Origin of the sequence: Colwellia piezophila ATCC BAA-637 (assembly GCF_000378625.1) — a bacterium.
GTDB lineage: Bacteria > Pseudomonadota > Gammaproteobacteria > Enterobacterales > Alteromonadaceae > Colwellia > Colwellia piezophila.
The window spans coordinates 205,028-225,884 of sequence record NZ_KB905165.1 but is presented as its reverse complement, the minus strand read 5'-3'; the positions used below and the strand labels follow the sequence as shown (position 1 = coordinate 225,884).

Here is a 20,857-nt window from a genome sequence, read left to right as displayed (position 1 = left end):
AGTTATATACATTAATTATTTTGTTGACCTAGTGCCATTGTGCTCATAATTACCCTAGGCTAATTATTTAACATTAACTATTAATAAGTTCTTTTGCTTGTTGTAAAGTGTCGATTGTGTTGAAACTGACACTTTTTATTGACTTGTTAATGCGCTTGTTTAAGCCTTGTAAAACTTTACCTGGGCCCACTTCTACCACTTTTTCTATACCATCACTGGCCAGTTGGCTGATAGTTTCACTCCAACGTACCGGTGAATATAACTGCTTAATTAAAGCCAGTTTTATTGCTTCGCTTGTTGTTTCGGCTGCGACATCAACATTATTAACTACCTTTATGACAGGGATGTTAAACGTTACTTTATCTAATTCACGAGCCAACTCAGTTGCCGCATCCCTCATTAAAGCACAGTGTGATGGTACACTTACCGGTAATGGCAAGACGCGTTTTGCGCCTGCTGCTTTACACAATTCACTGGCACGAGCTACGGCCTCTTTATGGCCGGCGATAACCACTTGCCCTGGCGAATTAAAATTCACCGCTGACACAACTTGTGTACCTTCAGCTTTGACACAAGCAGCAATAATTTCTTCATTGCCTAAACCAATAACCGCAGCCATAGCGCCAACGCCTGCAGGAACACAGGCTTGCATGAATTCACCACGTTTTTCAACAAGTACTACCGCTTCACTAAGTGAAAAAACACCGGCGCATACTAATGCAGAATATTCACCTAAACTGTGACCCGCCATGACATCAGGAGTGACTGTCGACTCATCTTGCCAAACGCGCCATAAAGCAACACTGGCAGTTAATAATGCCGGTTGAGTAAAATTGGTTTGATTAAGTTTTTCTGCTGGACCTATGGCAACTAGTTGCCATAGGTCATAACCTAAGGCTTTAGACGCTTCGGCAAAGGTTGCTTGTACGATACTATTCTCTGCAAAGTCACTGAGCATGGCAACAGTTTGTGAGCCCTGCCCTGGAAAAACGAATGCTAATTTATTTTGCATATTGATACTCTAATTATGTTCTATTCGGTGAATAAGATGATGTATTGTGCTTTATGTAAAGTGTAGGTGCGGCTGTCGATTGTGCTTCGTAGATGATTGTAAATCGCTATCGAACAGAAAAGCCGTGTTCCAAAGAGTTTTTGATCTTTTCGGGTACTTGCCGCTCCACTTCTTTAACCGCTTCCATAATTGCAGCAAAAAAAGCACCTGAATTAGCATTACCATGACTTTTAACCACAATACCGCGTAATCCTATCAAACTTGCGCCGTTATACTGGTCGGGGTTCATGGTTTTAAATAGTTTTTTAAAGCTAGGTCTAAGTAATGAGCCAAATATTTTGCCTAACAAACTCGCATTAAAAGCCGCTTTAGACTTTTGGTAAACCAAGCGAGCTACCCCTTCACACGTTTTTAGGGTGACATTACCGACAAAACCGTCGCAAACAATAACATCCGCTTTATTGGAGAAAATATCACTGCCTTCAATAAAACCAACATAGTTGATATCTTTATTATTACTTAACTCCAACGCAGCCAGTTTTATATGATCGCTACCCTTTATCGCTTCTTCGCCCATATTGAGTAAAGCAATACGAGGTTTAATAATACCATCGACTTGTTCTGCCATGACTGAGCCCATAACACCAAATTGATATAAGACATGTGAGTCACAAAAAACATTGGCGCCCAAATCAAGCATAAAAACATGTTTATCTTTATCATGGGTCGGTAGAGATGAAATAAGGGCTGGCCGTTCGACTCCGGGTAAGTTTTTTAAAACGAAGTGTGCCATAGAAAAGAGTGCACCAGTATTACCAGCACTAACGCAAGCCTGTGCTTGTCCTTCTCGAACAAGATCAAGTGCTTTACGCATCGACGAATCTTTTTTTGTTCTTAAGGCAACGAGAGGATTATCGTCCATTGAAACGACTTGTGACGTTGCAAAAAGGCTTAATTGCCTATGATTAGCGAATTGCTTTTTAGAAATATTTAATTGGGCAAGGGTTTCTGTAATGATGGTTTCATCACCACAAAGAATGAGGTGCAAGTCAGGCTGATGTTTTATCGCCATTATTGCTGAGGGAATTGTTATAGAGGGGCCTTTATCGCCCCCCATAACATCTAACGCTATGGTTAGATCAGTATTAAAGCTCAAGCGAGAAGCCTAAACTATTTTACTATAACGTAGTAATCGCTTAGATAGCGATTACTTTAACGCCTTTGTAAAAGCCATCAGCTGTTACATGGTGACGACGATGCGTTTCACCTGATACTGGGTCTACTGATAAGTTTTCTGGTGTAACTGCATCATGTGAACGGCGCATGCCACGTCTTGAACGAGACTTTTTGCTTTTTTGAACTGCCATGAGTTTCTCCTAAATCGGTTATTAGTTAAAGGGCTGTATGCTTATTAACTACTTGAATTGTTTTAATACATCAAATGGATTTGGCTTCTCAAGCTCTTCTGGCAATTCACCCCAAACTGAATCAGCATCTGCTGAACAGTCTCGAATTTTATGCCGTGGAATTAATGGAAGAATGAGCATGAACTCTTCTTCTATTAATTCGCGTAAGTTTACTTCACCATTTTCATCTAATTCTACTACGTCATAATATGACGGAATTTTTTCAGCGGCTTCCTCATTTTTGGCCGGACTAAAAGTAAACTCTACTTTAAGTGCATGGTCAAAATTTTCGTTACACCGCTGACAAGTTAATGCAACTAATGTCGAGCCAGTACCTGTCATTACTGTCAGGCCCCGTTCATCGACATCAAACTTAACACTAACTTTGACTTCATCGCTTCGGCTTTCGCATTCAGCAAGTAATCGAGTCATATCTGACAATTTAAACGCACCTTCACACACAAGTCTTCGCTGTGCGCTACGGGATGGGCTAATTGTTATTGGAAGTTTAAGATTCTGCATAAGGCGCGCATATTATAGCCCCTATAGGCAAGTGTCAAAAGAAAATTGCACTATTTTGTTTAAAAGCTCAAGATAGCCCCAATAACAGCAATAATCACATAACAATTGTTTATTTAGACAGCGTTTGCTCCTTAAATGAACAACATTGATAATTTTACCAACTTTACTAGAAATTACAATTTTAAAGGCAAATTATGAAAACCTTAGTTCTCGGTTCCACGTCTCCGTTTCGTAAAACAATTTTAGAAAAGCTGCAATTACCTTTCAGCTGCGCCAGGCCTAATATCGATGAAACTGCACTACAAGGTGAATCTCCACAAGTGCTAGTACAGCGACTGGCTATTGAAAAAGCAAAAGCGGTGAGCCCGCTACACCCAAAGGCACTTATAATAGGTTCAGATCAAGTCGCGGTATGTGAAGGCGAAATATTAGGAAAACCGCATAACTTTAACAATGCTGTTATTCAGTTAAGTAAGTTTAGTGGTAAAAGCATAACCTTTTATACTGGCCTTTGTGTTTATGATAGTGAACACGATAATATAGCGGCCTTAGTTGAGCCTTTTACCGTTCACTTTAATCAACTGAGTTTAGAGGAGATCACAAATTATCTTCATGCCGAACAGCCCTATAACTGCGCAGGCAGTTTCAAAAGTGAAGGTTTGGGTATTTGTTTATTTAGTAAACTTGAAGGTGATGACCCAAATACCTTGATAGGGTTACCTTTAATAAAGCTAGTAACACTATTAAAACAACAAGGTATCGATGTATTAGCTGAACAAGCTAAAATAACTACCTAATGTCATTAGAACAGAGGCAACACTTTTGATTGAGTGCTCGCCTCTTCTACTGTTACTTCAATACTGACAGGCGTTAGATGCGCCCTGTTGAAGGTAATACCAATTTGATTAAATTTCTTCCAAGCTCAGAGCTGTACTTAATGTTCAATTACAAGGCAAATTTGTTTAGGTCTAGTCATTCTAAACCAAATAAATTTAACGATGTTAGTGGGCATTGAGTAAGCTCCCAAAAGGCGAGTTTAAAGGGTTCATATGCGGCGTTATTGATTTTGACAAGGACGCTGCATGGATGCAGCTTAATAGAGAATGCAGGAGCATATTCTCCTGAATAACCATTCTCTTCAATCAATGTCTTGCCTCTAAACCCTTTAATTCTCGCTGAGTGGGAAAGAACTTAATCAACTTGGTATAATAATATTTGTTGTAGCTCGGCGAGTGAATCAACAATAGCTATCGGCTGATAGTTCTGTAAAACGTCTCGGCTATGAACACCTAGAGTAATACCTATACTATCAATCCCTGCGGCTTGAGCCATTTTCATATCATGATGACTATCACCCACCATAACCGCTTGTTCTGGAGAAACATTAAGTTCGGTCAATAAACTCAGTAACATTTGCGGATGAGGCTTAGAGTTCGTTTCATCAGCGCAGCGTGAAGCATGGAAAAAATGCTCGGTTTGAGTTGCATAAAAAACACGTTGTAAGCCTTTCCTGCCTTTACCTGTCGCTACAGCAAGTAATTTATCACTTGCTTTAAGTGCCATTAATAATTGCTCAGCACCCTCGAATAAGGGTGTCGGCGTATTGTCCCCTTCGACATATTGATATTTATATTGCTCAACCATAGCCTTTATTTTGTCTTCTGCACTATTGGGAAATAAAAGCCCAAGTGCTTTGGGCAAACTTAAACCGATGATATCTTTAACTGCCCTTACGGTTGGAATAGTTAACTGACAATGACCAGCAGCAGCTTGTATAGACGAAACTATCCTACCAATAGAGTCCATTAAGGTGCCATCCCAGTCAAAAACAACTAATTTATAATCAGGTAGCGGCACTATTCTTTTACCAGTTTAGATAACAATCGCTCTAAACTTACCTCTAATGGCGCTTCAATTTTCATGCGTTGCTCCGTTACAGGGTGAGTAAATTCAATACTAGCCGCATGTAAGAATAATCGCTTTAAGCCTTTACTCTTCATTTGTTCATCAAACTCTTCGTGGCCATATTTTGCATCCATAGCAATTGAGTGGCCACTCGTTTGACAGTGAACACGTATTTGATGTGTCCTGCCTGTTACTGGGAAAGCCCTTACTAGGGTTGCGCCGCGATAACGCTCTAACACCCTAAAGCGTGTTTCAGACTCTTTACCATTTTGGTTGTCGACAACGACAACACGTTCACCCGATTTCAAGTCATTTTTCTTCAACGCTTCGGTAACACGCGTCAACTTAGTTGGCCAGTGACCTTTAACTAAGGCGTGATAAAATTTCTGTACATTTTTATCACGAAACTGTTCATGTAAACTGCGCAAAGCCGAACGTTTTTTAGCGACAAGTAAACAGCCCGAGGTATCTCGGTCTAATCTGTGTACCAATTCTAACATGCGCGCTTCAGGTCTGAGCGCACGGAGTGCTTCAATCAAACCAAAACTTAAACCGCTACCGCCATGCACAGCCATACCAGACGGCTTATTGATAACAATTAATCTATCATCTTCGAACAGTATTTGTTTCTCTAAATTGGCAACAATACTTAACCCCGTAGAAACAGCATCTTTTTGCTCGGACACTCGAATAGGGGCAATACGTACCACATCATCTATCAATAATTTGTAAACAGGCTTGATACGTTTTTTATTAACCCTTATTTCGCCTTTACGCATAAGACGATAAAGATGACTTTTAGGAACACCTTTAAGGGTTCTTAATAGAAAATTGTCGATACGTTGCCCTGCATCTTCACTATCTATAGTGATATAGCGTACTTTCGGTCTTTCTTCTTCTACACTTTTAACTTGCGCAGTGTTTTCAACAGCTTTATTTTCATGCTGAGTCTTTTTTACCACAGGTTTATTTGCTTGCTGCGTCTTTTTTACAGCAGACTTATTTGAATGTTTTATCTTGTTTACAACAGGTTTGTTGGCATGCTGTGTCTTTTTTACAACAGGACGTTGTTGATGGTTTGATTTATTTTTATGCACGTGATTGGCTTTTTGACTGTTAAATTCTTTCATATGGGCAGTTTAACACATTTTATTTAGTGAAAAATGCAATTAGCAGCCTTTTTTATTGGCTAAAAAACGAAGATAGTGGGATAATAAAAAGGTTATTAGTTGATATTTAACGCTAACACCGTATTAAGTAGCCTTACGAGAAGATTCGCAACTGGCTAATCGACGTAACAATGTAACCTTAGAAGCTTTAAAGAGAGACGTAAGAGGCAAACTGCGGCCACATCGCTATGCGAAATTAAATTTAGTTAATTGCAACAACTTAGCGTTAACAAAATAAAAATACGACATATTGATAGTACGGCCTATTGCATTAATTGACACAGTAAATTACCAAGTTGGTAACTTACCCGTTGTAGATTGTCATAAAAGCATAAACAGTTTTAACATTTTTAACATTTGTTATCAGCCCAGCACCATAAAGCAATTATAATAAAATAATACCGGAGTGAATAATCTGGTATTTTGCACAGCACACAGGCTGAGCACATAAAGAAATACATTAGCATTGCCTACTTAAGTCAAGGCAGTGATATTAGAAACAATCAGAATTTATAACAGCTTAACTTGGTTTTATGACAGGTTAACCCTGACAACCGTGAGGTTGACAAACTGCTGTTAGCAGAAAAACAGATTGCTTTGTGTCCTAAGCAAATGGTGTGTTGTGACTAAAAAATGAGTCCGACAAACTATGAAACGTATGTTAATTAACGCTACCCAGTCAGAAGAATTGCGCGTAGCACTAGTAGATGGTCAAAAGCTTTACGATTTAGATATTGAGAGCCCAGGTCACGAACAGAAAAAATCTAATATTTACAAAGCAAAAATCACCCGCATCGAGCCTTCTTTAGAAGCTGCTTTCGTTGATTATGGTGCAGATCGCCACGGTTTCTTGCCCATGAAAGAAATTGCTCGTGAGTACTTCCCTAAAGGCTATACATTCCAAGGCCGTCCCAACATTAAAGAAGTACTTCGTGAAGGCCAAGAAGTTATCGTGCAAATAGATAAAGAAGAACGAGGCCAAAAAGGTGCCGCTCTTACCACTTTTATTAGTCTTGCCGGTAGTTACTTAGTATTAATGCCTAATAACCCTCGTGCCGGTGGTATTTCACGTCGCATCGAAGGTGATGAACGTACCGAGTTAAAAGCCTCTTTAAGTAAGTTAGAATTACCTAAAGGCATGGGTCTAATAGTTAGAACTGCAGGCGTTGGTAAAGATTACGACGAGCTACAATGGGATTTGAGTGTACTTTTACAGCACTGGCAAGCCATTAGCGATGCAGGAAAAACCCGCCCTGCTCCTTTCTTAATTCATCAAGAAACAAACCTTATTTTGCGCGCTATTCGTGACTATTTACGTCGTGATATTGGTGAAGTATTAATTGATCGCCCTAAAACTTTCGAAAGTGTTAAAAAACACATCGAAGTAGTGCGCCCTGACTTCTTAAACAAGATAAAACTTTACAGCAGTGATGTGCCTTTATTCACCCACTACCAAATTGAAACCCAAATTGAAACAGCATTTCAACGTGAAGTTCGCCTACCTTCTGGTGGTTCAATAGTTATTGACCCTACCGAAGCGATGACTTCGATTGATATCAACTCAGCCCGTGCTACCAAAGGTAGTGACATTGAAGAAACCGCTTTTAATACCAACTTAGAAGCAGCTGAAGAAATTGCTCGTCAATTACGTTTACGTGATTTGGGTGGTTTAATCGTTATTGATTTCATTGATATGACCCCTGTTCGTCACCAACGTGAAGTTGAAAATAGAATGCGTGATTCAGTTCACCAAGATAGAGCCCGTATTCAACTGGGTAAAATCTCTCGTTTTGGCTTACTAGAAATGTCTCGCCAACGCTTGCGTCCTTCTATCGGTGAAACAAGCCAAGGTGTATGCCCTCGTTGTAGTGGTACTGGTCATGTACGTGGTGTTGAATCTTTAGCTTTATCTATCTTACGTTTAATGGAAGAAGAAGCCATTAAAGACAATACCCTACAGGTACAAGCACAAGTTCCTGTACCCGTTGCCACTTACTTATTAAATGAAAAACGTCGCTCTGTTATGCATGTTGAAAAACATCATAATGTCAGAGTTTTAATCATTCCTAATCCGCATATGGATACACCACAATACGAAGTACTGCGTGTTAAAAATGATGAAACTGTCGAAGAAGCAAGTTATGAATTACCGGTAAAAAAAGCTGAACTTGAAGAAGCTAGAATGCCTAAATTTGATAAAACTACAGTGAAGCCTGATCAGCCTTTAATCCAAGGAATGACTGCACCTACTCGTGCTCCTAAGCCTAAAACTGTAAACGCAGAAGCTAAAGTTAGTGTCAAAGAAACTAAGCCTGCCGGCTTCTTTTCTTGGTTGAAAAGCCTTTTTGTTACTGAAGAAGTAAAGGAAGAAGTTAAGGAAACCGAGACAACTCAAAAACCTAGACGCCCACAAAGTAGACGCGATAGCCAACAAGGTAAACGTCGTAATAACCGTAGTGGTAATCGCAACCGCCCTGAACGTAATGAACGAAACGGTGAACGAAGCGGTGAAAACACCACCAGTCATCCTGAAAATAAAGCGACTCAATCAAGAAGTCCTCGCCCTAATCGTGATGAAGAACAGAGTAAGCCGAAGAGACCAGCTCGTAAAAATGACAACATTGATAGAGAGAACGTTGTCAAAGAAGAGAAAGTTACTGAGCGTCGCCAACGTAGAACAAGCCGTAAGAAAATACGTCTTCAATCAGATAAGCCTGTAGAAACCACTGAAGCGATAACTGCAGTTAACACCAGTGACGTCGAGCAGATAGCTAACCCTGTGGTAGAAAATGCTACAACTAACGAAGAGCGCCCACGTAATAGACGTTCTCCTAGACATCTTAGAGGCAATGGTCAGCGTCGTCGTCGTAATAACAACGAAACTGATAGTGCAGCGTTAACTGGTGATAATGTTACTACCGATGAATCAGTAACAGCACGTTACCCATCTTCAGCTGAAGTTAATAGCCAAACGACTGAACAACAAACGATTACAGCTGTTGTAAGTGAAGTGGCTACAGTAGAGACTCCTGTTGTTGAAGTCGAGCAAGTTGCGGTTCAAGCCACTGAAACAACTACAGTAATTGAAGAACCTGTTGTTGTAGAGACTAAAATTGAACAACCTGTTGTTGTAGAAACTAAAGTTGAAGAACCTGTTGTTGTAGTTGACGAGCCTGTTGTAGAGACTAAAGTTGAAGAAGTAACTGCAGTAGCAGACGTTGTTCAACCTACCACTGAAGTTCAACAAGAATTACCTTTAGAGCAAAAAGAAGCAATGGTAGCGCCTACTGAGACTTTACCTAAGGTTGAAGCTGAAGTTAACACTGAAGTCAAAGCTGATGCTGTAGCAGCAACAGTAGAGCCTATTGTTGAAGTTCAAGCAACTGAACCTGTGGTAAGCGAAGTTGTAGAGTCAGAGGTTAAAGTGGTTAAGGCTAAGAAAGTAGCTCCAGCAACTAAAAAGTCTGCACCTAAAGACAAAAAGTTAGCAAGACAGGTGAAAAAGGCAAACCGTCTATCGGGCCGTGCAACAGCCCCTATGACCAAAACAGAGACTATCACCACCATTAAAGAGATCCCAACAAACTCTATGGCAGATAGCGAACGTTTAGCCCATCAGTCATCAGGTAGAACCGCTATAGTCGCAGATATAGTAAACCGCAGTACCGCGCAGGCTACCAAGCCATAACAAAACGCGTTTCGTAAATTTAAAAGCCAGTTATATAAATTATAACTGGTTTTTTTTTGTCTTTCCCTGCCCCGTGATTATGGTAAATGAATTTAGTCAATGGCGGTAAAACACTGTATCTTAGGTGACTTATACCCGTTACCATTCAAAGTGCTCGATTTCAGTGGGAGTTAAAAACGATTTAGGCAAGGCGTTAATTTTAGAGAATGGTTGTTCCATTGTTCAAATTAATAACGCGGATTAAATCGTTTTTAAACCCATCAAAGAAGCGCTTGAGCAACCTCACTTCATCGTTGCTATGACTTATAATGGAACAACCATTATTTCATAACAGCGCCTTGAATTGAAATAGCTCAAGCACTCTGAAAAAAGCATCTTGAATGGTAATGGGTATATATTAGTTCGCTTAGGCTCAAAACATTACATCGGCATTACGCAGTGTTTACAAGGGGGCTTGGAAAGGTTATATAAGACTATAGCTTAGCTTTATAACAAAGCACTTGACTGTTAGCTTTGCCTAACGTTAAATGGTTTTAGCTAAAAGGCCCGCTATTAAAAATAACAAAGGTCATTATTGTTACCCCGTTTAATCAGGGGCAAAAATATAAAAGAGAGTAATAATTATTATGAAAAAATGGTTTTTTTCTGACAATGGTGAAGTTACCGGTCCTTTTGGGCTTACAGAGTCAAATGCGTTAATTGCAAAAAAATCTGACTTATATGCTTGGCACCCATCTTACACCCATTGGGTTCCTGTGAACTGTATCGATGAATTCGAAGCAATTATGACCCCTCCTCCGCCACCGATAAAAATACCGAATGACCTTATTGATGATTTTATTGGCGAAGAAAAAGAATTAATCACCACATTAGATCGCATTGATAAAACGATAAAAATCACCGCAGATTCTTTATATGAAATAGATGCTGAGTTAGATAATTATGGACAAATCACTCATAAGTTAACAGAAGAAGTGAGCGTGGTCGTTAAACAAATTGAAGAGCAATACGCCGCTCTTCAGAAGAATTTAGCGAATGTAATTAAAACGGACTATTAATAGTTTTCGCTGTATCAATTGCAATTTGACAGTAGTTCACCTTAATTACAAAAATAAAAGTTAACCGATAAGAGTAATTACAATGACAAAATGGTTTTTTTCAAATAATGGTCAAGTAACGGCGCCATTAGATTTAGTCGAAGCAATAGATTATTTAACCAGTAATCCTAATGTGTATGGCTGGCACCCTTCATTTACTCAGTGGAAGCCAGTCAATTGTATTAGTGAGTTTGTTGATATAATCCCCCCTACAGAACAAGTACCACTCATTCCAAAAGAAATATCTGATAAATTTTTAGCAAAGAAATCGCGATTGGATGCAAAGTTAGTCTCAATTGACGACAGTATTAATCATAGCCTGTCATCACTTGGTAAACTTGAACGACAAATAAAAGGTTATAAAGACTTAACCAAGAACTTAAATGATGATGTTAAAGGTGCTATTGATAACATAGAGAAAAAATATAACAACATCAATCGTAAGTTATCTCAAATTAAAGGCGCTGTTCATATCGCAGAAAAGGAAATGACTGAGGTAGTGGTCGAATTCGAGCAAAAGATGAACTCAAATGACATTTTTATGCCCTCTTGTAATCAAAGTAAAACATTGGCGGCAGCTATTGAAAATAAGTTACTTGCTGACAATGCGCAAGGAAGTAAAGCCAAGCTTGCTCAAGAAAAGTTAGCGACACCTCATAGGCGTGCTGAACCTGTTGATAAAACACCTATACAAGCCGATAAAGCAACAAAAACACCTGAAGTTAGCCCTAGCACTGTAACTAAAAAAGCAGAAAAAACAGCGTCTCAATCCACTTCATATGAAACATATGAAGCTAACCATAGTGCCAAAGACGGTTTTAATGGTATGAAAAACATGATGAAGTCTGTGTTTAAAGGTGACAGTAAAGTAGAAAAAGTAAATAAGGTAGAGAAGGTAGAAGTTAAAAAAGCTAAAGATAAACCTCTATCAATGGCAGAACGTTTGAAGATGGCACAAGAAAATCTATAATAGCTACCGACTAAAGCTATGTAGTAGATAAAAAAGCCAGCCCTTATTTATAAGGACTGGCTTTTTTAGTTTTATCAATTGTTGGTACGATATTTATTTAGCTACTATTTTACCTGTGCTAGTACTTGCTTAGCTAATCGAGTGATCTCAGACCAGTTTTTATTCTCGACGATGTCACTGGTAACCAACCATGAGCCACCACAACAAACCACATTGGGTAAGGCTAAGTAATTAGCTATATTATTGATATTTATGCCTCCTGTTGGGCAGAAACGAATATTAGGGAACGGACCGCCAATGGCTTTTATCGCATTTACACCACCCGATGCTTCCGCGGGGAAGAACTTCAAATGGTCATAGCCGTGGTCTGCGCCATCCATAAGATCAGAAATAGAAGAGATGCCGGGTATTAAAGCGATTTTACCGTCGTTACCTGCTTGTAATAAATCTTTGGTTAGCCCTGGGCTAATAGCAAATTTAGCTCCTGCATCATAAGACTGTTGTAACTGCTGACGATTTGTCACCGTACCTGAGCCAATGATCGCTTCTGGCAACTCTTTGGCAATGATACTAATCACATCAAGTGCGGCTGGTGTACGTAAAGTAACTTCTAAGACTCTTACACCTGCTGCCAATAATGCTTCTGCAATAGGCAACGCTTCTTCAACTTTATTAATTACTAGTACAGGAACAATTGGCCCCATGTTGAAAAGGTCCTTTGGCATGATTTGCCAATTTTTTGATACTGTCATAATTCCTCTTTATTTTCTTAGCTTGTTTAACCTAGGATTAAATAAGCGCTGAATGCTATATATAATTAATTTTGATTAGGAGTCAGTGTATGACTCCTTAATCGTGATTTGTTCTTACAAGTTATGAATCGAATAACGAACATGCACCTGTTTCAGCAGAGCTCAAGTTACGGCGCATAAAGCCAAATAACTCACGCCCCATACCTTCATGGTGGCCATTAACTTGAAATAGTGCCGTCTTGCGATTAGCTAATTCCTGCTCATCAACGAGCAATGTTAACTCACCTGTTTCACCATTTAAGTTAATCATGTCGCCTGTCTGCACCTTAGCAATCAAACCGCCATCAAGTGCCTCTGGGCATAAATGAATGGCTGCAGGTACCTTACCTGAAGCGCCAGACATACGTCCGTCAGTAAGAAGGGCAACTTTAAAACCTTTGTCTTGCAGTACGCCTAACAATGGCGTTAATTTGTGTAATTCAGGCATACCACGCGCTTTAGGCCCTTGGAATCTTACTACGGCAACAAAATCTTTTTCGAGTTCACCAGCGTCAAATGCCGCCTGTAATTCATGTTGATCCTCAAAAACAATCGCTGGAGCTTTAATGACAAAGCTGCCTTCTCTAAGTGATGACGTTTTAATAACAGAAACACCTAAATTACCTTTCATCACGCGTAAACCACCATGTGAACTGAATGGCTTAGCAACGGTTGCTATAATTTCATCATCAAGTGATTTTTCAACACAATCAACCCACTTAAGCTCACCATTCTCTAAAACAGGCTTTTTAGTGTATCGAGTTAAACCGCGACCACAGATGGTTTCGACATCTTCGTATACCAGTCCGCCTTCAATGAGTTCACGGAACAGTAACGCCATACCACCAGCTTCTTGGAATTGATTGATGTCAGCATGACCATTAGGATAAATGCGTGTTAATAAAGGCACGCTTTCAGAAAGGTCATTAAAATCTTGGAAGTTAATAATGATGCCAGCCGCTTTAGCAAATGCAATGATGTGCATGACCAAGTTCGTTGAGCCACCTGTTGCCAGTAACGCAACAATTGCGTTAACAACTGAACGTTCATCGACCATTTTACCAATCGGCATATAGTTACCCGATTGCTGGGTTAAACGTGTCGCCTGACGAGCAGCAGCTTTTGTTAATTCTTCACGAAGCTGGGTATTAGGGGCAATAAAAGAGGCACCTGGTAAATGTAAGCCCATCACTTCAACCACTAGCTGATTAGAGTTTGCGGTGCCGAAGAAAGTACAAGTACCGGCAGAATGATATGATGCAGATTCAGCTTCAAGTAACGCTACCTCATCTACTTCACCCTTAGCATGCTGCTGACGCACACGGGCTTTTTCTTTGTTTGGAAGACCTGAAGGCATTGGCCCCGCAGGAACAAATACAATAGGTAAATGCCCAAATGTCATACTTGCTATCAACAAACCAGGGACGATTTTGTCACAGATGCCTAACATTACTGCGCCATCAAACATGTTGTGAGATAAACCTACAGCCGCTGACATGGCAATGACATCACGACTCATCAAGCTAAGATCCATCCCTGGTTGACCTTGCGTAACACCATCACACATGGCAGGTACGCCAGCAGCGACTTGGGCAACACCACCTGCATCTTTTACTGCACCTTTAATGATATCAGGATAAGTTTGATACGGTTGATGTGCACTAAGCATATCATTGTAAGAGGTAACAATAGCGATATCTGAGTGTTGTATGCCGCGTAATGATTGCTTGTCATCTTTACCACAGGCAGCAAAGCCGTGGGCTAAGTTACCGCATGATAAACCAGCACGATGTACTGTGTCTGATTTTGCCGCATCAATTTTCGCTAAATATTGAGCACGTGTTTTAGCACTACGTTTTATGATTCTGTCGGTAATATCTACTATTTGCTGTTTCATTTACTCTCTCAACTTATATACTTTTAATTTTATTTAATACTTAAACTTATACTTATTTAACAAGTGAGTTATGGAGCCCAAAATATTTGAGTGTTTAAGCTAGGGTGGTGTAAAAAGGCTCTAATCGGCATTTCAAACGGATCTTCACCCTTTAACGCTTGTGTTAATACCGTCTTCTTTGCTTCACCACATGAATGAAGGAAAATATTTTTGCTGGTGATTAAGCTAGCAAAAGTAAAACTGATACGTTGATGCGGCGCTGTTTTAGGTTGAACTTTAAGCAGAGCAGCATCGTTTTTTTCATCAAGGCCAACATTGATTTCGTCGCTACACGGGAATAATGAAGCAGTATGACCATCTTCACCCATACCTAAAATCAACACATCAAGTGGTAATAAGCTAGTTTTGGCGGCTATGTTTAAATCATTGAGCGTTTCATCGCTAAATTCTTCTCCTTGCTTTAAGTGAAAGAATTTAGCTGCTGTGGCATTATTTTGTAGTAAATTTTCATGCACTAAGCGGGTATTGCTGTCTTGACTGTCGATAGCCACCCAACGCTCATCGGCTAAAGTAATGGTAACTTTTGACCAATCAAGATCACGTTCTGATAACACCTTAAAAAAACCTTTTGGTGTTGAACCACCCGAAACAGCAATACTGGCTTTGCCTTTAAGTTTTATCGCTTCGCTAAGCAGTTGGCTTACCTTTTTTGCCAAAGCGACATCTAAATCATTACGTGTAAGAAATTCTGTTAACTGGTGCATTATTCAACCCATTGGCGATCATCACGCGCGATTAAAGAAATAGAAGATACTGGCCCCCAAGAGCCGGCAGCATAAGGTTTAGGTGCTTCATTGGTAGTTTTCCATGCTTCAATGATGCTATCAGCCCAAATCCACGCAGCTTCAACTTCATCACGACTGACAAATAATGATTGATTACCATTTAGCACTTCTAACATCAAACGTTCATAAGCATCAACAACGCGCTCATCGTTATAGGTATCTGAAAAACTTAAATCTAATTTATTTTCTTGGATACGCATTTGGGAAGCAATGCCAGGAATTTTATTCATCATTTGTAACTCAACCCCTTCATCGGGTTGCAAACGAATGGTTAATTTATTGGCCGGTAAATCGCTATGACTGTCTTTAAATATATTATGTGGTTGTTGCTTAAAATGAACCACTATTTCACTGTGCTTTTTCGGCATACGTTTACCCGTGCGCAGATAGAAAGGTACGCCCTTCCAGCGCCAGTTATCTATTTCTGCTTTTATCGCGACGAAGGTTTCGGTGCTGCTGTTAGCATTAGCCCCTTCTTCATTTAAATAACCAGGCACAGGTACTCCCTCTAAATAGCCATCGCTATATTGACCCCGAACCGTTTTTTCTTTTATATTTTCTCGGTTGATAGGTTTTAAGGCTTTAACGACTTTAAGCTTTTCAGCACGAACACTGTCGGCGCTTAAATCGGCTGGTGGTTCCATGGCTAACAGGGATAATATTTGTAATAAGTGGTTTTGAACCATGTCGCGCATTTGGCCGGCTTCATCGTAAAAGCCCCAACGTCCTTCAATACCCACGCTTTCAGCGACAGTAATTTGCACGTGGTCAATACTGTTACGATCCCAGTTATTGGTAAACAGTGAGTTAGCAAAACGTAATACCAATAGGTTCAGTACCGTTTCTTTCCCTAGATAGTGATCAATTCGGTAAGTTTGCTGTTCTTTGAAGTATTGTGAAACTTGGTTGTTAATTTCAATAGAAGACTCAAGGGAGTGGCCAATGGGCTTTTCCATGACTACACGATCAGCATCGGTAATTAAATTCGCCTGGGCTAAACCCTGACAAATATCCCCATAAATTGCTGGCGGGGTAGAAAAGTAATAAACACGAGTACTATTGCCATTTGCAAGCGCTTCACCTAAGTGAGTAAATGAACCACTGTCTTTAAAATCGAGTTGTTGGTAAACCAAACGATTGATAAAGCGTGACAGCACTTTTTCATCTATGGCTTCTTTAACAAATTCATTTAAATTCTCGACCACAAAGCTTTTGAATTCATCGAGACTGTGTGCTTGTCTTGCTGCACCGACGATACGACTATCATTGTGGATTAAACCACACACCTCTAATTGATACAGTGCCGGTAAGAGTTTACGACGTGATAAGTCGCCTAAAGCTCCAAAAATGACGATTTCACTCGCGGGTTGACCATTTAAATTACTCATAGAATTTCTCTTATATAAAATTTTATTGCTTTAATTTTACTTATTTCTTTACTTAAGCTGTAATTCTAATGAACTCACAGTGAAAAAAATAGTTGTAACTAAACTACATATAATCCTAATTTAGCGCTTGTTTAGCCGACAGTAAAGAACTTTTTGTAATTTAATTACATTAATTGTATATTGCTAAAACAAATGGCTGTTGACGAGTCGAATAGTGGTCAAGGTCAATATATCTAAGCTTGTGCAATGATAATCACTGTATTATTTAAACGGTCACTGTGGGTGAAACCGATAAGATTTTCATCACATCAAGGGTTCATTATGAAATAAAATTTCATTTTTTCTGTTCCTCAAACAGAAAATAAATTACAGTATAGGCACATTAGCCTATTTTCTAGCGCGGCTAACATTGAAATATTGATGAATACTACCTAAAACTATGAAGACAAGCTCTAGGATCAAAAGTAATGAATATATTAGAAAAGATCTCTAACGAACTGGACATGCTCAGTAAGTCTGAACGTAAAGTAGCAGAAGTAATTTTAGCGTCACCAAGTACCGTAATTCACTCAAGTATTGCCGCTCTTGCTAAGCAAGCCAATATCAGTGAGCCAACAGTAAACCGCTTTTGTCGCCGATTAGACACTAAGGGCTATCCTGATTTTAAATTACATCTAGCACAAAGCTTAGCCAATGGTACGCCGTATGTTAACCGTCACGTTGATGAAAATGATACTGCAGAGGAATATACCTCTAAGATATTTGAATCAACAATGGCCAATCTTGAGTCAGCCCGTAAAAGTTTAGACACAAATGATATCAATCGCTCTGTTGATGTATTAACACAAGCCAATAAAATATCATTCTTTGGCTTGGGCGCCTCAGCAATTGTTGCCCATGATGCTCAAAATAAATTTTTCCGGTTTGATGTGCCTGTGGTTTATTTCGATGACATATTAATGCAACGTATGAGTGCTATAAATAGTCGTCAAGGTGACGTTGTTATTGTTATCTCCCACACAGGCCGTACTAAATCATTGGTTGAAGTTGCCAGTTTAGCGAAAGAAAATGATGCCACTGTTATTGGTATTACAACGAAAGGAACTCCGTTAGCGAAAGAGTGCAGTATCGTATTAACGGTTGATGTCGCTGAAGATACCGATCTTTATATGCCGATGTCATCGCGTATTGCTCAATTAGCTTTGATTGATGTGTTAGCTACAGGCTTTACTTTACGTCGCGGCAGTAAATTTAGAGATAATCTAAAAAAAGTAAAAGACAGTTTAAGAAGCTCACGCTTTGAAAGAAAAGATTAATTTTTTAGAGATTAATGCTTGGCTGATTAACTTAGCTTAACAAGTGGCTTTATTCACTTAATGCATTAATAAATAATAGATGAATTAAATCATACTTATTAACGTAATCGACAACGTAAGAGGATTAACATGCCTAGAAGAACGAAAATTGTTGCTACCTTAGGTCCGGCAACTGACGATATAGAAATTTTAAGAAATGTATTAGCTGCTGGTGTCAACGTAGTTAGACTAAACTTTTCTCATGGTATCCCACAAGATCACATTGACAGAGCAAACAATGTTAGAGCTATAGCCAAAGAGCTAGGTATTTATGTAGGTATCTTAGGCGATTTACAAGGCCCTAAAATCCGTGTATCTACCTTTAAAAATGGCCCGATTAAATTAGCTATTGGTGATAAATTCGAATTAGATGCCACCTTAGAAAAAGGCCAAGGCTGTCAAGAAAAAGTCGGTATCGATTACAAAAAATTAGTACAAGATGTTAGCACTGGCGATGTTTTATTACTGGATGACGGCCGTGTGCAATTAAAAGTATTATCTACTTCGGATTCTTCGGTATTTACAGAAGTAACCGTTGGCGGTCCTTTATCAAACAATAAAGGTATTAACCGTCAAGGTGGTGGTTTAACAGCCCCAGCTTTAACGCTAAAAGATAAAGAAGATATTAAACTTGCCGCTAAAATTGATGTAGATTTTCTTGCCGTATCTTTCCCACGTAATGCTGCCGATATGCGTGAAGCGCGTTTACTCGCCCAAGAAGCCGGTTGCGATGCGCGTTTAGTCTCTAAAATTGAACGTGCAGAAGCCGTTAATGATGATAAAATTCTTGATGGTATAATCTTAGCTTCAGATGTTGTTATGGTTGCTCGTGGTGATTTAGGTGTTGAAATTGGTGATGCAGCACTAGTGGGTATGCAAAAGCATATTATTGCCCGTTCTCGCCAACTGAACCGAGTAGTGATCACGGCCACACAGATGATGGAAACCATGATTGAGCAGCCTATGCCAACACGCGCAGAGGTTATGGATGTAGCCAATGCAGTATTAGATGGCACTGATGCGGTAATGTTATCAGCCGAAACTGCAGCAGGAAAATACCCTGTTGAAACAGTGAAAGCGATGGCAAATGTTTGTCTAGGCGCTGAAAAACATCGCTCGGTAAACATTTCTAGTCACAGAATTGAACTTACTTTCACGGAAGTTTCAGAAACAATTGCTTTATCCGCTATGTATGCCGCCAATCATTTAGACGGTGTTAAAGCGATTATAGCGTTAACCGAGTCCGGTCAAACCAGTAAAATAATGTCCCGCATTACCTCTGGCTTACCTATTTTCTCTTTGTCTCGTCATAGAAAGACATTGAATAAAACAGCAATTTACCGTGGTGTTTATCCCATTGAATTTGATTCTACCGATGTTAACCATGACGATTTATCTAATGAGATATTAAAAGCGGTCAGTGGTCACATTGACTTAGTCGTAGGCGATAAGTTAATTTTAACGCACGGTGATACCATGGAAACCGTTGGTGCTTCAAATACGTTGAAAGTGTTAACTGTTACTAAAAGACATCTTCGCTAATAGCGAAAAATGCTAAAACTAATTAGTAAGTAACAAAAAAGGCCAGATGTTGATAACATCTGGCCTTTTTTTACTGTTGTTTTTTGTGCCATTAAGTTATACCAATCCGTATAAGAAAGTGATCACTTAGCGAGAATTTAAAGGCTTAGAGGCAAGGCATTGATTGCAGAGAATGGTTATTCCCTTATCAAAATCAATAACGTAGCATGTAAGCCTTTAAAACTCGCCCTTCGGGAATGCATGGACACCATGATAACTTCACAAAATTTGTTTAATGTAGAATAACTATATCTTCACATATTTTATTTGTTCTAATGTCGCCCATGTCATTCTAAGTGGGCACTTCTTTATGCGGAATGGTATTAAGTAGTCGACTAACGGGCTAACTATTAACGGCCTGTTTTACTTTATCTTTATAACTGCGACTTACCTTTAATTCTTTGCCATTTTTCAATACTAGAAAATACTCACCATTGACTTGACTGCAGAATTTAGCAATAAAATTCTTGTTAACGATTGTCGATCTGTGATTACGGATAAATTGCTTAGGATCTAAACACGTTTCGAGTTCTTTCATGGTTTTTCTAAGAATATAAGTATTTTCTTTTAAAGTGCTTTGCTTATTTTCTAAGGTGTGGACACACATGTAATCACCGGCAGCATCAATCCAAAGAATATCTTTAACGGGTACCCGACTCACTTCGCCAGCATCCTTAATAGCCAAGACATCAGAATAGCTAGATAAGCTTAATTCTTGATTATTCTCTAATTCCGCTAAGATCTTCTGATAATCGTTACCGGTAACGTCGCTCACTAAACGTACTAATTTCGATTTATGTGCCGTATCAACAGCGCCTTTAAAGTAATATTTAATTTTATCAATAGTTTGCGCTAATCTTTCTTCATCCGCTGGTTTTAATAGATAGTCCAAGGCATGAACTTCAAAGGCTTTTAGTGCATATTGATCAAAAGCGGTCACAAAGACAACAACCGGCATGGAGAGGCCTTGCTCAATAATACTTTCAATGACCTGAAAGCCATTAAGGCCTGGCATTTGAATATCAAGAAACATTAAGTCAACGGGGTATGCCCTAATAGCCTCGAGTGCCTCTCTGCCGTTAGAGCATTGTTCAATAACATTTATATCGCCATGCGCTTGTAAACGTATTGCCAAGCCTTTTCGGGCGAGTGGTTCATCATCAACAATGATGGTTGATAGTGACATACAAAATTCCTAAGTAATTTGATCCGATAAACATTAGCGAAGCAT

General features: G+C 39.3%; 17 protein-coding genes. 6 read left to right on the top strand and 11 right to left on the bottom strand.

Going from position 1 to position 20,857, the window contains the following annotated elements; genetic code table 11:
- Positions 1–73: 73 nt before the first annotated feature.
- The 4 genes from fabD to yceD form a co-directional block, all read right to left on the bottom strand.
- On the bottom strand, positions 74–1,012 hold the full coding sequence (gene fabD, locus F580_RS0111525) for an ACP S-malonyltransferase (protein WP_019027887.1): 939 nt from the start codon (positions 1,010–1,012) through the stop codon (positions 74–76).
- A 106-nt stretch (positions 1,013–1,118) separates the two neighbouring features.
- Positions 1,119–2,129, bottom strand: a complete 1,011-nt coding sequence (gene plsX / locus F580_RS0111520) for a phosphate acyltransferase PlsX (protein WP_051092078.1) — start codon at positions 2,127–2,129, stop codon at positions 1,119–1,121.
- 79 nt (positions 2,130–2,208) lie between these two features.
- The gene (gene rpmF, locus F580_RS0111515; RefSeq protein ID WP_019027885.1) at positions 2,209–2,379 is read right to left on the bottom strand and encodes a 50S ribosomal protein L32; all 171 of its coding nucleotides are present in this window, start codon (positions 2,377–2,379) and stop codon (positions 2,209–2,211) included.
- 48 nt (positions 2,380–2,427) lie between these two features.
- On the bottom strand, positions 2,428–2,940 hold the full coding sequence (gene yceD / locus F580_RS0111510) for a 23S rRNA accumulation protein YceD (RefSeq protein WP_026301397.1): 513 nt from the start codon (positions 2,938–2,940) through the stop codon (positions 2,428–2,430).
- A 194-nt stretch (positions 2,941–3,134) separates the two neighbouring features.
- On the opposite strand from yceD, the gene F580_RS0111505 reads away from it, so the two are divergent.
- Positions 3,135–3,737, top strand: coding sequence for a Maf family protein (locus F580_RS0111505; RefSeq protein WP_019027883.1), 603 nt, complete (start codon positions 3,135–3,137; stop codon positions 3,735–3,737).
- Between the two features lie 394 nt (positions 3,738–4,131).
- On the opposite strand, the gene F580_RS0111500 is transcribed toward F580_RS0111505, so the two are convergent.
- Together F580_RS0111500 and rluC are read right to left on the bottom strand one after the other, a co-directional pair.
- Positions 4,132–4,797, bottom strand: a complete 666-nt coding sequence (locus F580_RS0111500; protein ID WP_019027882.1) for an HAD-IA family hydrolase — start codon at positions 4,795–4,797, stop codon at positions 4,132–4,134.
- Complete coding sequence (rluC, locus tag F580_RS0111495) at positions 4,797–5,975, bottom strand: 23S rRNA pseudouridine(955/2504/2580) synthase RluC (RefSeq protein ID WP_019027881.1); 1,179 nt, start codon at positions 5,973–5,975, stop codon at positions 4,797–4,799. Before rluC ends, F580_RS0111500 begins: the two co-directional genes overlap by 1 nt.
- 688 nt (positions 5,976–6,663) lie before the next feature.
- On the opposite strand from rluC, the gene rne reads away from it, so the two are divergent.
- The 3 genes from rne (at position 6,664) to F580_RS0111480 (ending at position 11,769) form a co-directional block, all read left to right on the top strand.
- Positions 6,664–9,702: a ribonuclease E gene (gene rne, locus F580_RS0111490; RefSeq protein ID WP_019027880.1), complete on the top strand. Its 3,039-nt coding sequence runs from the start codon at positions 6,664–6,666 to the stop codon at positions 9,700–9,702.
- A 626-nt stretch (positions 9,703–10,328) separates the two neighbouring features.
- The gene (locus tag F580_RS0111485; RefSeq protein WP_019027879.1) at positions 10,329–10,760 is read left to right on the top strand and encodes a DUF4339 domain-containing protein; all 432 of its coding nucleotides are present in this window, start codon (positions 10,329–10,331) and stop codon (positions 10,758–10,760) included.
- 82 nt (positions 10,761–10,842) lie between these two features.
- Entirely contained in the window at positions 10,843–11,769 is a 927-nt protein-coding gene (locus tag F580_RS0111480) for a DUF4339 domain-containing protein (protein WP_019027878.1), read from the top strand.
- A 104-nt stretch (positions 11,770–11,873) separates the two neighbouring features.
- Here F580_RS0111480 and F580_RS0111475 read toward each other — a convergent pair whose 3' ends face one another.
- The 4 genes from F580_RS0111475 to zwf all read right to left on the bottom strand — a co-directional run bounded on the left by F580_RS0111475 (position 11,874) and on the right by zwf (position 16,690).
- Positions 11,874–12,521, bottom strand: a complete 648-nt coding sequence (locus F580_RS0111475) for a bifunctional 4-hydroxy-2-oxoglutarate aldolase/2-dehydro-3-deoxy-phosphogluconate aldolase (protein ID WP_019027877.1) — start codon at positions 12,519–12,521, stop codon at positions 11,874–11,876.
- Positions 12,522–12,642: 121 nt separating this feature from the next.
- Positions 12,643–14,457: a phosphogluconate dehydratase gene (edd, locus tag F580_RS0111470; RefSeq protein WP_019027876.1), complete on the bottom strand. Its 1,815-nt coding sequence runs from the start codon at positions 14,455–14,457 to the stop codon at positions 12,643–12,645.
- A 68-nt stretch (positions 14,458–14,525) separates the two neighbouring features.
- Positions 14,526–15,221 (bottom strand): 6-phosphogluconolactonase, encoded by a 696-nt coding sequence (pgl, locus tag F580_RS0111465; RefSeq protein ID WP_019027875.1) that lies wholly within the window; start codon positions 15,219–15,221, stop codon positions 14,526–14,528.
- Positions 15,221–16,690 (bottom strand): glucose-6-phosphate dehydrogenase, encoded by a 1,470-nt coding sequence (gene zwf / locus F580_RS0111460; RefSeq protein ID WP_019027874.1) that lies wholly within the window; start codon positions 16,688–16,690, stop codon positions 15,221–15,223. Before zwf ends, pgl begins: the two co-directional genes overlap by 1 nt.
- 467 nt (positions 16,691–17,157) lie before the next feature.
- Between zwf and F580_RS0111455 the strand changes: the two genes are divergently transcribed.
- Both F580_RS0111455 and pyk read left to right on the top strand, forming a co-directional pair.
- On the top strand, positions 17,158–18,006 hold the full coding sequence (locus F580_RS0111455) for a MurR/RpiR family transcriptional regulator (protein ID WP_019027873.1): 849 nt from the start codon (positions 17,158–17,160) through the stop codon (positions 18,004–18,006).
- Between the two features lie 129 nt (positions 18,007–18,135).
- Positions 18,136–19,587, top strand: a complete 1,452-nt coding sequence (gene pyk / locus F580_RS0111450) for a pyruvate kinase (protein ID WP_019027872.1) — start codon at positions 18,136–18,138, stop codon at positions 19,585–19,587.
- 382 nt (positions 19,588–19,969) lie between these two features.
- Here pyk and F580_RS0111440 read toward each other — a convergent pair whose 3' ends face one another.
- Positions 19,970–20,812 (bottom strand): LytR/AlgR family response regulator transcription factor, encoded by an 843-nt coding sequence (locus tag F580_RS0111440; protein ID WP_019027870.1) that lies wholly within the window; start codon positions 20,810–20,812, stop codon positions 19,970–19,972.
- Positions 20,813–20,857: the final 45 nt, after the last annotated feature.

Coding starts and splice junctions, on each gene's coding strand:
- fabD (WP_019027887.1), bottom strand. CDS start 1,012: ATGCAAAATAAATTAGCATTCGTTTTTCCAGGGCAGGGCTCACAAACT.
- plsX (WP_051092078.1), bottom strand. CDS start 2,129: ATGGGGGGCGATAAAGGCCCCTCTATAACAATTCCCTCAGCAATAATG.
- rpmF (WP_019027885.1), bottom strand. CDS start 2,379: ATGGCAGTTCAAAAAAGCAAAAAGTCTCGTTCAAGACGTGGCATGCGC.
- yceD (WP_026301397.1), bottom strand. CDS start 2,940: ATGCAGAATCTTAAACTTCCAATAACAATTAGCCCATCCCGTAGCGCA.
- F580_RS0111505 (WP_019027883.1), top strand. CDS start 3,135: ATGAAAACCTTAGTTCTCGGTTCCACGTCTCCGTTTCGTAAAACAATT.
- rluC (WP_019027881.1), bottom strand. CDS start 5,975: ATGAAAGAATTTAACAGTCAAAAAGCCAATCACGTGCATAAAAATAAA.
- rne (WP_019027880.1), top strand. CDS start 6,664: ATGAAACGTATGTTAATTAACGCTACCCAGTCAGAAGAATTGCGCGTA.
- F580_RS0111485 (WP_019027879.1), top strand. CDS start 10,329: ATGAAAAAATGGTTTTTTTCTGACAATGGTGAAGTTACCGGTCCTTTT.
- F580_RS0111480 (WP_019027878.1), top strand. CDS start 10,843: ATGACAAAATGGTTTTTTTCAAATAATGGTCAAGTAACGGCGCCATTA.
- F580_RS0111475 (WP_019027877.1), bottom strand. CDS start 12,521: ATGACAGTATCAAAAAATTGGCAAATCATGCCAAAGGACCTTTTCAAC.
- edd (WP_019027876.1), bottom strand. CDS start 14,457: ATGAAACAGCAAATAGTAGATATTACCGACAGAATCATAAAACGTAGT.
- pgl (WP_019027875.1), bottom strand. CDS start 15,221: ATGCACCAGTTAACAGAATTTCTTACACGTAATGATTTAGATGTCGCT.
- zwf (WP_019027874.1), bottom strand. CDS start 16,690: ATGAGTAATTTAAATGGTCAACCCGCGAGTGAAATCGTCATTTTTGGA.
- F580_RS0111455 (WP_019027873.1), top strand. CDS start 17,158: ATGAATATATTAGAAAAGATCTCTAACGAACTGGACATGCTCAGTAAG.
- pyk (WP_019027872.1), top strand. CDS start 18,136: ATGCCTAGAAGAACGAAAATTGTTGCTACCTTAGGTCCGGCAACTGAC.
- F580_RS0111440 (WP_019027870.1), bottom strand. CDS start 20,812: ATGTCACTATCAACCATCATTGTTGATGATGAACCACTCGCCCGAAAA.